The following is a 12,252-nucleotide window of genomic DNA, read 5'->3' as shown; positions in this document are numbered from 1 at the left end:
GAAAAGACGAGGGGCAGGACCGGCCAAGGCCGGACCCGCCCCTCGTCGGGAAGTACTGGTGCGCCGAGAGCCGGGTCAGGCCTCGGCCGGCACGATGCTCACGGTCTTGCGGTTGCGCGTACGACCGAACTCGACCGTGCCCGCGGACAGCGCGAACAGCGTGTCGTCGCCACCGCGGCCGACGTTGAGGCCGGGGTGGAACTTGGTGCCGCGCTGGCGGATGATGATCTCACCGGCCTTGACGACCTCACCACCGAACCGCTTGACCCCGAGGTACTTCGGGTTCGAGTCGCGGCCGTTCCGAGAGCTGGATGCGCCCTTCTTGTGTGCCATGACTAGTCAGGTCCTCACTTGGTGATGCCGGTGACCTCGACGCGGGTCAGCTTCTGCCGGTGACCCTGCCGCTTGTGGTAGCCGGTCTTGTTCTTGAACTTGTGGATACGGATCTTGGGGCCCTTGGTCTGCTCGACCAGCTTCCCGGTCACCGAGACCTTGGCCAGTGCGTCGGCGTCGGCGGTGACATCGGAGCCATCGACGAGCAGAAGCGCCGGGAAGGTGACCTCGGAGCCCGGCTCGCCTTCGAGCTTCTCGACCTCGACGACATCCCCGACAGCCACCTTGTACTGCTTGCCGCCGGTCTTGACGATCGCGTACATGAGTCGGAAGTCTCCTGCTGCTCGGTTTCGCTGTTGACGCCCTCGCCGACGAGGCCGGTTCCTGCCGTCCGGCGCGCCGGATCTCGGTGGGTTCCCGCTTCGTCGCCCGGTCCCCCAGCTGAGGTCTCTCGTGGGCGGGCCGCTTCCGACCGAGGTCGTCCGCGGCTGAGCAGGGCGTTTGCTCTCACCGAACCAAGTCAAGCCATGACAGCCTGCCTCGGGCGGCGAGAAGTTCCCACCCATCATACAGACCGGCGGATCGGGCTCCGCGCCGGGCGGTGATGGATGATTCCCGCGCTGCGCGGGGGCGATGCCCGTCGGCGACGGGCCGGGGAAGGCTACGTTCGGCCGGTTCGGGCGGTCAAATCGACCGCCCGGAGATCGACTGTGGAAATCTTTCGCCAATCGGTCGTCGAGACCGATCGGCACCTACCCACCCTTGCTACTGTGAGTCGCCGCCGGTGGGCGATCGCGACTCGACGCGGGCCCCCGGCCACCACGGACACGGGGAAATCCGAGAAGCATGGGGAACAGAGCGTGACCGACATCGCATCGGACGTCGCGGCGCGGCAGGAGACGACCGCATCCGGATCGAGGTTCGAGCGACTGCGCATTGGGCGGGCCGGACCGGTGCTCCTCGGGCTGCTCGCCGCGGTGCCCCCGCTGATGATGCTGCGCGAGGTGCTGCGGTACCCGCAGATGCACTTCTTCGACTACTGGTGGGTCCTGCTCGACCTGACCAACGACGACGGGACGCTGCGCCCGGAGGCCCTGTTCGGGTTCCGCAACGAGCACCCGTTCGTGCTGCCGAGCCTGCTGTTCTGGCTCAGCGCCCGCTACGGCAACGGGCTCAACCAGCCGCTGGGACTGCTGATCGTCGCCTTCGGCGTCGCGTCCGTGCTGCTGGTGTGGGCGATGCTGCCCCGCTCGCTGGGCCGCTGGCAGCGGGCCGGGCTGGTGGTGGCCACCTCGACCCTGGTGTTCAACCCGCACGGCATCCACAACTACGTGCGCTCCATGAGCGGCGCGTCCTGGATCCTGGCGCTGATGCTCGTGCTCGCCGCGCTGCTGGCGATGCAGCGCGGGTGGTTGAGCCTGGCGGTCGTCGCGGGACTGCTGGCTTCGATCAGCTACGGCACGTCGTTCGCGGTGTGGCCGGCGCTGGCCCTGATGGCGTGGCTGCGCGGGGAGCGCAGGAGCCGGGTGATCACGCCGATGGCCGTGGGGGTCGTGGTCGTCGCGGCGTGGCTGGTGCTGCGCGGACCGCAGGGCGGTGGCGGCGGGTCGCCGACCGACGACCCGGCCCAGGCGCTGCTGGCCGGGCTGAGCATGCTCGGCATGGTGTGGACCGGCACCGAACCGGCGGTCGCGGTGATCGCCGGGGTGGCCGGGCTCGCGGTGCTGGCGATGCACGCGCGGGTCGCCCAGGAACACCGGGAGAGCAGCGCGGCGTGGTGGGGCCTGGCGGTGTACGCGGTCGGCTGCGCGGTGATGATCTCCGGTTCGCGTGCCGCGTTCGGCGAGTCGGCCGGGTTGCAGAGCCGGTACAACAGCATGACCGCCGCGCTGTGGATCGCGTTCCTGGTGATCGTCGTGGCGTGGGGCCGCTGGCCGGCCCTTCGGCGGGTCGCGGTGTTCGGCACGGTGCTGGCCACGGTGGCGCTCGGCGCGCCGATGGCGCAGGCCGTCCGCGACGACGTGCCCAACCAGAACCTGCTCGCCGTGGCCGCCCGCATCGGCCACCCGGACGCCTTCACCGACCGGTTCCCCGAACCGGACCGGCTGCTGCCCCGGCTCCGGGCGCTGGGCCACTACCCGTTCTCCCCCGAGTTCTCCCTGGGCTGCGACGGCGTGAACATCGGTTCCCGGGTGGACACCTCGACCTGGCGGACGCCGAGCATCGGCAGCTTCCGCGAACCGGGCAGGGACGGCCGGGACGTGATCCTCAACGTCGAGACCGACCAGCTCACCGGCGGCGCGCGGATGCTCAAGGGCTGGGCGATCTCCGGGATCGAGCGGGCGCGGTGCGTGGCGGTGCTGGACCGGACCGGCACCGTGGTCGGCGGCGGCGTGGTCGGCATCCCGCGCGCCGACGCCGAGTCGCAGACGATCGGCATCGAGATCGGGCTCGGCTTCCGGGCGGTCGCCCCGGCCCAGCTCGGCCCGCTGCGGGTCGCCTTCCAGTTCCCCGACGGCTGGTGGATCCGGCCCCTCACGGAAAGCCCGCAACGATCATGAACGGACCCGTCGTCTCGTTGCTGGCCCCGGCCAAGAACGAGGCCGAGAGCCTGCCCAGGCTGTTCACCGAGATCCGCGCGGCCATGCAGTCCCAGCACCGCGGCTGGGAGCTGGTGGTGGTCGACGACGGCAGCACCGACGACAGCTGGCGGGTGATCACCGAGCAGGCCGCCGCCGACCCCCGCTTCCGCGGCATCCGGTTGCGCCGCAACTTCGGCAAGGCCGCCGCGCTGGCCGCCGGGGTGGCCGAGGTGCGCGGCGAGCTGCTGGTGACCATCGACGCCGACCTGCAGGACGACCCGGCCGAGATCCCGCGGCTGCTCGACCAGCTCGACGACGGGGCCGACCTGGTCAGCGGGCACAAGGCCGACCGCAAGGACCCGCTGGGCAAGCGGCTGCCGTCGAAGCTGTTCAACCGGATGACCGGGCTGATCACCGGGCTGCGGCTGGCGGACCACAACTGCGGGCTCAAGGCCGCCCGCACCGAGGTCTACCGGCGGGTGCCGCTGTACGGGGAGCTGCACCGCTACATCCCGGCGCTGGCCCACCAGCTCGGCTACCAGGTCCGCGAGCTGGCGGTCAACCACCGGCCCCGCCTGCACGGGAAGTCGAAGTACGGCTTCGAGCGGTACGTGCGCGGCGCGCTGGACCTGCTGACCGTCGTCACCCTGACCCGCTACGGCCGCAGGCCCGCGCACCTGTTCGGCGGGCTGGGCCTGCTCTCGGGCACCATCGGCACGCTGATCCTGCTGTACCTCACCGGCGTGTGGGTGTTCACCGAGCAGTCGATCGGCACCCGGCCGCTGCTGACGCTGGGGATGCTCCTGGAGATCTTCGCGGTGCAGATGGTGTCGGTGGGGCTGCTGGCCGAGCTGGTGCTGCACCGCACCGGCCGCGACCGGGACATCACCGTGCTGGTGGCAGGCAGCACCGCCGACGAGGTCAGCCCACGATCCGCCTGATCCGGGGCAGCCGCAGGTAGAGCCGGCTGGCGACGTTGAGCAGCACCACCACGGCCAGCCACATCGCGGTGGTCAGCGCGGGCACGACGTCGACCGGCAGCGAGTAGGCCATCAGGACCTTCACCGCCGCCGCGCCGAGCAGCGCGATCCCCCACGCCGCGGTCAGGACCCGCCAGACCCGGCGGAACGGCGCGGACCCGGACCACCTGCGGTCCCAGTCCTCGACGCCGTGCCCGGCGCGGGCGACCAGCATCCGGCCGAGGGTGAACACGACCGGCCTGCGCCGCAGCGTCGCGAGGACCGCGACCCCGCACGCCGCCATCAGCCAGCCGTCCCTGGCCAGCAGGGTCCGGGGACTGCCCCCGACGTAGGACAGCAGCAGGCTCACCGCGATCATGACCAGCGCGAACACCGCGAGCGGGTCGGCCCGGCGGTGGACCAGGAGCTCGTGGGCGATGCGCACGACGGGCACGACCGCGCTGGTGACCAGCGCCGGGACCTCCCCGACGCCCGCCGACCGCAGCCCGTAGTAGACCGCGACCGGCAGGACGAGGTCGAGCAGCAGGGCGAGGATCACCGCAGCTTCTCCCAGAAGGCGAGCCGGTGTCCGGCGGGGAAGTCGGTGCCGCCGATCCGGCCGGGCGCGAGCCGCTGGGTGTGCGGGTCGGCGGGGTCGAAGCGCGGCCAGCTCGGCAGGTCCGGCCGGTTCGGGTCGCCGGTGCGCGCGAACGTGGCCCAGTAGGCGTTCATCGCTTCGGCGAGCCGCCACTGCTCGGCGTCGAGATCGGCCGGTTCCCGCAGGTCGAACTGGTAGGCCACTTCGGCGGAGTGGTGCGCGCCGGGCGGGAAGCCCTCCGGGAACGGCACGATCGGCGGGGCGGAGCGGTCGGCGAACTCGTAGAAGTAGGTGGGAACGCGCGGGGCGAGCGCGTGCGCGAAGTCCCATGTGGACAGCGCCCAGGCCCGGTCGCCGGTGATGTCGGCCCACGCCAGTGCCGGGTTCTCCCCCGGCGGGTACTCCAGGGCGACCCGGTCGGCATCGGCGCCGAAGGACTCGGCGAGCAGCTGCCGGTAGCTGTCGGCGTTGACGTCGAAGAACAGCGCCACGAACAGGCGGGCTTCGTCGCGGGTACCGCCCGCGATCATCGGCACGCGGTGGAAACGACCTGCCCGCAGCGCGTCGTCGGGCAGTTCGGGGAGCACCCCGTTTCCGAAGGAGGGGCGGCTGAAGTACGCCGAGTACTCCAGGAGTTCGCTGACCGGGACGCGGCGGAGCTGGTCCAGCGCGGGCAGATCGCTACCGGGGTCGATCCACCCGGCCTGGCCCACGACGTGCTCGGCGAGCCCGTGCAGTTCCTCGGCGGACGTCCACATCGTCGGCATCGGGGGCTGACCGGGCATCCACGTGTTGGCCGGGGCGTCCATGAGCGCGAACCCGCTCTGCACGATCGCGCGGTCGAACAGCCCCGCCGCCGACGGCGACACGAGATGCGCGCAGACGTTGAAACCGCCGTAGGACTCGCCGAACAAGGTCACGTTGGACGGATCTCCGCCGAACGCGGCGATGTTGCGCCGGACCCAGCGCAGCGCGGCCTGCTGGTCCTCCAGCCCGAAGCCGCCGCCACCCTCCAGCCCGGGCCAGCCGAAGTAGCCGAAGATGCCCAGCCGCGAGTTCGGCGTCACCACGACGACGTCCTCGCGCACGGCGAGCCGCCGCGCGTCGAAGATCGCGCCCTCGCCGTTGGCGCCGCCGCCTCCGTGCAGCCACACCATGACCGGCTTGCGGCCGGGGGTGTTCGGGGTGGTCACGTTCAGGCTGAGGCAGTCCTCGTCGAGGCTGGAGATGCCGGCGAAGACCTGCGCCGTCTGCGGGCACGGGCTGCCCGGCTCGGTGGCGTCGCGGACGTCCGCCCAGGGCTGCGGCGGTTGCGGGGAGCGCCAGCGCAGCTCGCCGACCGGCGGCGCGGCGTAGGGGATCCCCTGGAACAGCCGGTGGTCGTCGCGGACCAGACCGCGCAGGCGGCCGGAGTCGACGGTCACGATGCTCTCCGGAGTCATCGCGGTTCCTTCCTGGTGGCCAGGTCGAACAGGGTCACGAGCTCGTCGGCGTAGCGGTCCGGGTCGGCGTCGGGATCGGCACCGAGGTGCAGCGCGACGCCGTCGAGCGCGTGGCGCAGGGCGACGGCCATCACCTCCGGCGAGAAGTCGCGGAACTCCCCGGACCGCTGGCCCGCGCGGAAGATCCCTTGCAGCGCCTGGAGCTCCTGCTGGTGCGGGACCGCGCGCTCCTCCGAGCGCTCGGCCAGCCAGATCTCGGTCAGCGCGCGCATGTGCCGGTGGTGCGTGCGGTAGAAGCGCACGCTCGCCTCGATGAACGCGCGGAGCTGCCCGCCCGGCGTGGGTGCCTCGTCGATCCGCGCGCCGACGATCCCGGTGGCCACCGCGTAGACGTCGCTGACGACCTGGTTCATCAGCTCGGCCTTGTTCCGGAAGTGGTAGGAGATCATCCCGGTGCTGCTCAGCCCGGCGCGCTTGGCGATCTGCCCGAAGGAGGTCCGGGCGTAGCCGAGCTCGGCGATCGTGTCGATCGCGGCCTCGACGATCTGCGCCCGGCGGCGCTCCTCCGTGAACGACTTTGCTCGCATGAGCAAAAATTAGCACAGTTGAGCAAACTTGTCTCGTCGATGGGGCACAATCGCCGCTGTGGCCAGGTACCAGGAACGCGCTCCCCGACCCGAGCTCGCGGGTCCGGTCACCTGCGTGTGGACCCACGAGTCCGCCTCCGGGCACGAGCAGCGGATCATCCCGGACGGCTGCGTCGACCTGATCTGGATCGGCGGGCGGCTGGAACTGGCCGGCCCGGACAGCGGGCCCCGGCTCGTCGACCTCCCACCCGGCACGGCGGCCGGCGGCGTCCGGATGCGCCCGGGAGCGGCCGGCCTGCTGCTCGGCGCGACACCGACCTCGGAACTCCTCGACGACCAGGTCCCGCTGCCCGAAGTGTGGGGCTCCCGCGCGACCGGACTGCTGGACCGGCTCCACGCCACCACCACCGCGCCCGAGTCCGCCCTGGTCCTCGAAGACCTCGCCCTCCGGCTGCTCCCGCGCTTCGCGCGCGACCCCGCCATCGACGCGGCGGTCGCCGCCCTCGCCGGCCTCCGGCCGCCTCCGGTCCCCGGCCTCGCGGACGCGCTCGGCCTCTCCGAACGGCAGCTCCGCCGCCGCTTCACCGCCGCCGTCGGCTACGGCCCCAAAACCCTCGCCGCCGTGCTCCGCCTCCGGCGAGCGCTGCGGCTCGGCGCCGGAGGCGGCCTCGCCGACCTCGCCGCCGCCGCGGGCTACGCCGACCAGGCGCACATGACCCGCGAGTTCCGCAGGCTCGCCGGGCTGCCGCCCGCCGCCCTGCTCAGCTCGTGGTGAAGAAGTCCGCCAGCTCCGCGGCCAGCGCCTCCTCGGGCACCCCGTGCCACTGGCCGGGCAGGCAGCGGTAGGTGCCGGCGGGCAGGGCTTCTGCGGTCGCCGAGGCCGCGTCGCGCAGCAGGTCGGAGCTGCCCTCGCTGGCCAGCACCAGGGTCGGGGTGATGATCGCGGCGAGCCGCTGCACCGGGACCGCGCCGTCGTCGTCGCTGGTGATCGCGAAGTCGTAGAGCATCGTGTGCGCCATCGCCTTCATCACCGGCCACGTCGGCGAGTCGGGCAGCCTGCGCACGATCCCCTCCGGCACCCCGATCGCCCGGTGCAGGTGCTCCAGCGCGCCCTCGCGGTCACCGGCCTCGATCAGGTCGGCGTAGCGCCGCACCATGCCCGACGAGCTGCCGACGAACGGCGGTTCGAACATCGCCAGTCGCGTGATGCGCGATCCGGCCGTCGCCGCGCGGAAGGCGAGGACCGCACCTGAGGAACTGCCGTAGACGCAGGCGGAGCCGCCGGCTTCGGCGATCACCGCGTCCAGGTCCTCGATCTCGCGCTCGACCGCGTACGGCGCGGTGTCACCGCTCTCGCCCCGGCCGCGGCGGTCGTAGTTGTAGACGGTGAACCGCTCCGACAGCAGCTCCGCCAGGACGACCGCGGCCGAGCGGTTCTGCAGTGCGGGCGCCACCAGGACCAGCGCGGGGCCGCTGCCGGTCCGCTCGTAGGCGATGGTGGTGCCGTCCCGGGAAGTCACCTTCGTCATCTGCGCCGCCCCTCCTCGCCGCTGCGGTTCACCCAACACCGGCGGGCGAGGCCGGGCAAGTCAGTCGTGCGCGCGCAGGATCGAGAGGGCTTCGATGGTCACCACCGGGCGGGATTCGAGGTGGGCCCCCGGCGACCACCGGCGCCAGCGGACCGGCCAGCCGCCGTCCTCCTCCTGCGCTTGAGCGAGGTGGTCGAGGCTGCGGGCCAGTTCGGCACCGGAGAACCACGAGCAGCCCAGGCTGGTCGGCGTCTTGGCGTAGTCGTAGACGTGGTGCAGCTCGCCGGGGGCGTACCCGGGCGCGAGCCGCGCGTCCTCGGGGCGTGCCGGGTCGAGCACGGCGAGCCGCTGGTCCCGCACGAGTTCGCCGAGCCGCCCGGCCGCCGACTCCGCGCGGGACCGGTCGGGCACGTGGTCGAGGAAGGTCAGCGCCGCCTGGACCTCGTAGGGGTGGGTCTCGTCCAGCGCGTCGATCCGGTTCCAGCAGAACTCCGAGGCGCGGGTCAGCCACGGATGCTCGACGCCGTGCCCGTGCAGGACCCCGGCGAGCAGCGCGGTGGTGAGCAGGGCACCTGGCGGATCGTCGTCGACCGGCATCCACGGGGCGTGCGGGTACCGCGCGAGGCTCGGGAGAACGCCCGGAACGCCACCGTCCGGCGTGGTGATCGAGGTCAGGTGTTCGAGGACTCCGGCGGGAACCGGCCGCGAGACCTCGGCGAGGATCGACAGCGCCGTGAACGTGTGCAGCGGCTGGCTGACCGGGCCGCGCGAGTCGGGCTCCAGGCCGTAGCCGAACCCGCCGTCGGCGCAGCGGTACGGCTCCAGCGCCGCGACGACGGCATCGGCGTCGCCATGGGAGAAGAGGAATTCGAAGCGGCGCTGTTCGAGCACTCGGGCGGTCAGCCACACCAGGTCTTCGGCAGCGGCCAGGCGGTCAGCGGTGAAGCGAGTCATGCGCCGACCGTAGAGCGCGATGGCCGATCCGCTCTTGAACGAATCGGCCATCGCGCCTCGTGTCAGTTCCCGCCGTCGACCGGCGGCCCCGCCGGGCGCGACGCGGAGCGCCGCGAGCGGCGCGACACTGCCGCGATCGCCGGCTCCGGCGCCGGGGCGCCGTTGTCGGCCGGCTCCGCCGGCTTCGCCGGGACGGCGAGCACCACCGGCGCGGCCGGTGCGCCCGCGCTGCCCGCGGGGCGGCTCACCTTCCGCCGTCGCGGACGGCCGTTCGCCTCCGGCTCCTCGGCCTTCGGCTGCTCGGCCTTCGGCCGCTCGGGCTCCGCCGCCTTCGGCTGCTCCACCGGCGCGACCGGCTCCGCCGCGGCAGCGGGCTTCGCCTCGACGACCGGCTCCGCAACCGGCTTCGCCTCACCAGCCGACTTCGTCTCCGCAGCGGGCTTCGCCTCAGCAACAGGCTTCGCCTCAGCGACCGGCTCCGCCTTGGCAGCGGGCTTCGCCTCCGGCTCCGCCGCGACGGGCTCGGCCTTCGCCGCCGGTTCAGCCTTCACCGCGGGTTCAGCCGCGGCGACCGGCTCCGGCGCGGCGACCGGCTCCGCCTTGACCTGCGGGGCCTCGGCGGCGGGAGCCTCCGCCTCCTGCTGCTTGCCGCGGTGCCGCTTGCGGCCACCGCCACCACCGCCGTTGCCGCCACCGCCGTTGCCGTTGGTGTGGGTGTGCACGACCGGGTCCGTCGAGACCAGCAGGCCCCGGCCACGGCAGTGCTCGCAGGTGCTGCTGTAGGCCTCCAGCAGGCCGGTGCCGACCCGCTTGCGGGTCATCTGCACCAGGCCCAGCGAGGTCACCTCGGCGACCTGGTGGCGGGTGCGGTCCCGGCCCAGGCACTCGGTGAGCCGCCGCAGCACCAGGTCGCGGTTGGACTCCAGCACCATGTCGATGAAGTCGATGACGATGATGCCGCCGATGTCGCGCAGCCGGAGCTGGCGCACGATCTCCTCGGCCGCCTCCAGGTTGTTGCGGGTGACCGTCTCCTCCAGGTTGCCCCCGGAGCCGGTGAACTTGCCGGTGTTGACGTCGATCACCGTCATCGCCTCGGTGCGGTCGATGACCAGGTAGCCGCCCGAGGGCAGCCAGACCTTGCGGTCCAGCGCCTTGGCGATCTGCTCGTTGATCCGCTGCTCGGTGAACACGTCGTTCTTGCCGACGTGCTTGGTCAGCCGACTGGCCAGGTCCGGGGCGACGTGCTTGACGTAGGCGTCGATGGTGTCCCAGGCGTCGTTGCCCTGGACGGTCAGCGCCGAGAAGTCCTCGGTGAACAGGTCGCGCACGACCTTGATCAGCAGGTCCGGCTCCTCGTAGAGCAGCTGCGGGGCCTGGGCCTTCGGCGTGTCGGCCTTCTCCTTGATGACCTCCCACTGCGCCTGCAGCCGCCGCACGTCGCGGTCCAGCGCTTCCTCGCTGGTGCCCTCCGACGCGGTCCGGATGATCACGCCCGCGTTCTCCGGGACGATCCGCTTGAGGATCTCCTTGAGCCGCTTGCGCTCGTTGTCCGGCAGCTTGCGGCTGATGCCGGTCGCGCCGCCGCCGGGCACGTAGACCAGGAACCGGCCGGGCAGGCTGATCTGGGTGGTCAGCCGGGCGCCCTTGTGGCCGACCGGGTCCTTGGTGACCTGCACCAGCACGCTGTCACCGGTGGACAGCGCCTGCTCGATCCGGCGCGCCTTGCCCGCCAGGCCGGCCGCGTCCCAGTCGACCTCACCGGCGTAGAGCACCGCGTTGCGGCCGCGGCCGATGTCGACGAACGCGGCCTCCATGCTGGGCAGCACGTTCTGCACGCGGCCCAGGTAGACGTTGCCGACCAGCGAGCCGGTGCCCGCGGAGGTCACGAAGTTCTCGACGAGGACGTTGTCCTCCAGCACCGCGATCTGGGTCTGGTCGCCGTTCTCCCGGACGACCATCCGGCGGTCCACCGACTCGCGGCGGGCCAGGAACTCCGCCTCCGACAGCACCGGGGCGCGGCGGCGTCCGGCCTCCCGGCCGTCGCGGCGGCGCTGGCGCTTGGCCTCCAGGCGGGTCGAGCCCTTGACCGCGCGGACCTCGTCGTCGCTGCTGTCCTGGCGGCCCTCCGGCTGGCCGTCGCGGACGTGGACGACGGTGTTCGGCGGGTCGTCCTCGCGGGCGCCGCTGTCGTCGTCGGACGAGCCCTTGCGCCGCCTCCGGCGGCGACGGCGGCGGCTGCCCTCGGAGGACTCCTCCTCGCCACCGGCCTCGGCAGGCTCCGCCTCCTCGGCGGGCTCGGCCTGCTCGTCCTTGCCGCCCTGCTCCGCGGTCTCCTTCGCCTCCGGCTCCTCGGCCGACGGCTCGCTCTGCTCGCCCTCGGCGCCGCGGCCCCGGCCGCGACCCCGGCGTCCCCGCCTGCGGCGGCGCCTGCCGCCCTGCTCGGCATCCTCCTCGCCTGCCTCGGCCGACTCCGCCTCCGGCGCGGGCTGCGCCTCCGGCTCGGCCGCCTTCGGCTCCGGCTGAGCGGCCGGTTCCGGCTTCGCCGGGGCGGCCTGCGGCTCCGGTGCCAGGAACATCGCCTGCGGCGGGGCGAAGACCGGGGTCAGGCCCGGTGCTGCCTGCTGCTCGGGCTCCTGCGCGGCGAGGAAACCGGCGGGCGCGGGCGCGGCGGGCACCTCATCGGCCTTCGGCTGCTCGGGCTGCTCAGCCGCGGCGGGCGCTTCCTCCGCCTTGGGCTGCTTGCTCTCGGCGGGCGCCTGCTCGGTCTTGGCAGGTGCCTGCTCAGGCTTGGCCGACGCCTGCTCAGTCCTGGCGGGCGCCTGCTCAGGCTTGGCCGATGCCTGCTCGGTCCTGGTCGGTGCCTGCGCGGCCTTCGACTGCTCGGTCTCAGCGGCCGTCTGCCCCGCCTTCGGCTGCGCGGCCTCGGCCGGTGCCTGCTCGGCGGGAGCCTCCTCGGCGGCGGGCGCCTCCTTCTGCCCGGCCTCCTCGATCTGCTCCGGGTGCAGGGTCCGCACGACCTGCATCGCGACTTCGCGGGTGATGTTCGACTGCGCGCTGCGCACCGACTCGCCCAGCGACTCCAGCGTCGTGATGATCTCCCGGCTGCTGGAGCCCAGCAGCTTGGCCAGCGCGTGCACGCGCAGCTTGGCGGGCAGTTCGAACGTCCCCTGGTCTTCCCGGGTAGGTGTGGTCGATGGCCCGCTGGCGCTTCCAGCGGGCGTATCCGTGTTCAACATCCAGCTCCTCCGCCCCCGGGCGCGTCCTTGGA

At 72.8% G+C, this 12,252-nt stretch carries 11 protein-coding genes; 3 read left to right on the top strand and 8 right to left on the bottom strand.

Going from position 1 to position 12,252, the window contains the following annotated elements; translation table 11 throughout:
- Positions 1-75: 75 nt before the first annotated feature.
- Both rpmA and rplU read right to left on the bottom strand, forming a co-directional pair.
- Positions 76-333: a 50S ribosomal protein L27 gene (gene rpmA, locus ABD691_RS02980; RefSeq protein WP_344677779.1), complete on the bottom strand. Its 258-nt coding sequence runs from the start codon at positions 331-333 to the stop codon at positions 76-78.
- A gap of 14 nt (positions 334-347) precedes the next feature.
- Complete coding sequence (gene rplU / locus ABD691_RS02975) at positions 348-656, bottom strand: 50S ribosomal protein L21 (RefSeq protein ID WP_009947750.1); 309 nt, start codon at positions 654-656, stop codon at positions 348-350.
- 537 nt (positions 657-1,193) lie between these two features.
- On the opposite strand from rplU, the gene ABD691_RS02970 reads away from it, so the two are divergent.
- Positions 1,194-2,894, top strand: coding sequence for a hypothetical protein (locus ABD691_RS02970; protein WP_344677778.1), 1,701 nt, complete (start codon positions 1,194-1,196; stop codon positions 2,892-2,894).
- Positions 2,891-3,856, top strand: a complete 966-nt coding sequence (locus ABD691_RS02965; protein WP_344677777.1) for a glycosyltransferase family 2 protein — start codon at positions 2,891-2,893, stop codon at positions 3,854-3,856. The genes ABD691_RS02970 and ABD691_RS02965 overlap by 4 nt, the downstream gene beginning before the upstream one ends.
- Here ABD691_RS02965 and ABD691_RS02960 read toward each other — a convergent pair.
- The 3 genes from ABD691_RS02960 to ABD691_RS02950 are packed head-to-tail and all read right to left on the bottom strand — an operon-like array spanning position 3,837 to position 6,501.
- A complete protein-coding gene (locus ABD691_RS02960) occupies positions 3,837-4,433 on the bottom strand; it encodes a VC0807 family protein (RefSeq protein ID WP_344677776.1) in 597 nt (198 codons plus the stop codon). The genes ABD691_RS02965 and ABD691_RS02960 overlap by 20 nt on opposite strands.
- Entirely contained in the window at positions 4,430-5,914 is a 1,485-nt protein-coding gene (locus ABD691_RS02955; RefSeq protein ID WP_344677775.1) for a carboxylesterase/lipase family protein, read from the bottom strand. The genes ABD691_RS02960 and ABD691_RS02955 overlap by 4 nt, the downstream gene beginning before the upstream one ends.
- Entirely contained in the window at positions 5,911-6,501 is a 591-nt protein-coding gene (locus ABD691_RS02950) for a TetR/AcrR family transcriptional regulator (RefSeq protein ID WP_344677774.1), read from the bottom strand. Before ABD691_RS02950 ends, ABD691_RS02955 begins: the two co-directional genes overlap by 4 nt.
- A 58-nt stretch (positions 6,502-6,559) precedes the next feature.
- Here ABD691_RS02950 and ABD691_RS02945 point away from each other — a divergent pair, with 58 nt between their 5' ends.
- Entirely contained in the window at positions 6,560-7,276 is a 717-nt protein-coding gene (locus ABD691_RS02945) for a helix-turn-helix domain-containing protein (protein ID WP_344677773.1), read from the top strand.
- On the opposite strand, the gene ABD691_RS02940 is transcribed toward ABD691_RS02945, so the two are convergent.
- The 3 genes from ABD691_RS02940 to ABD691_RS02930 all read right to left on the bottom strand — a co-directional run bounded on the left by ABD691_RS02940 (position 7,263) and on the right by ABD691_RS02930 (position 12,220).
- Positions 7,263-8,030, bottom strand: a complete 768-nt coding sequence (locus ABD691_RS02940; RefSeq protein WP_344677772.1) for an alpha/beta fold hydrolase — start codon at positions 8,028-8,030, stop codon at positions 7,263-7,265. The genes ABD691_RS02945 and ABD691_RS02940 overlap by 14 nt on opposite strands.
- 60 nt (positions 8,031-8,090) lie before the next feature.
- On the bottom strand, positions 8,091-8,984 hold the full coding sequence (locus tag ABD691_RS02935; protein ID WP_344677771.1) for a hypothetical protein: 894 nt from the start codon (positions 8,982-8,984) through the stop codon (positions 8,091-8,093).
- A 62-nt stretch (positions 8,985-9,046) separates the two neighbouring features.
- On the bottom strand, positions 9,047-12,220 hold the full coding sequence (locus tag ABD691_RS02930; protein ID WP_344677770.1) for a translation initiation factor IF-2 N-terminal domain-containing protein: 3,174 nt from the start codon (positions 12,218-12,220) through the stop codon (positions 9,047-9,049).
- Between the last annotated feature and the right edge of the window lie 32 nt (positions 12,221-12,252).

The organism is Saccharopolyspora taberi, from assembly GCF_039534165.1.
Lineage (GTDB): Bacteria > Actinomycetota > Actinomycetes > Mycobacteriales > Pseudonocardiaceae > Saccharopolyspora_D > Saccharopolyspora_D taberi.
Note: the sequence above shows the minus strand (reverse complement) of the source record. Positions and strands in the feature narration are given on the sequence as shown.

Bases quoted from the DNA above. Each gene is read 5' to 3' on its own strand.
- ABD691_RS02935 (WP_344677771.1), bottom strand. From the start codon at position 8,984: ATGACTCGCTTCACCGCTGACCGCCTGGCCGCTGCCGAAGACCTGGTG.
- ABD691_RS02950 (WP_344677774.1), bottom strand. From the start codon at position 6,501: ATGCGAGCAAAGTCGTTCACGGAGGAGCGCCGCCGGGCGCAGATCGTC.
- ABD691_RS02940 (WP_344677772.1), bottom strand. From the start codon at position 8,030: ATGACGAAGGTGACTTCCCGGGACGGCACCACCATCGCCTACGAGCGG.
- ABD691_RS02955 (WP_344677775.1), bottom strand. From the start codon at position 5,914: ATGACTCCGGAGAGCATCGTGACCGTCGACTCCGGCCGCCTGCGCGGT.
- rplU (WP_009947750.1), bottom strand. From the start codon at position 656: ATGTACGCGATCGTCAAGACCGGCGGCAAGCAGTACAAGGTGGCTGTC.
- rpmA (WP_344677779.1), bottom strand. From the start codon at position 333: ATGGCACACAAGAAGGGCGCATCCAGCTCTCGGAACGGCCGCGACTCG.
- ABD691_RS02965 (WP_344677777.1), top strand. From the start codon at position 2,891: ATGAACGGACCCGTCGTCTCGTTGCTGGCCCCGGCCAAGAACGAGGCC.
- ABD691_RS02930 (WP_344677770.1), bottom strand. From the start codon at position 12,220: ATGTTGAACACGGATACGCCCGCTGGAAGCGCCAGCGGGCCATCGACC.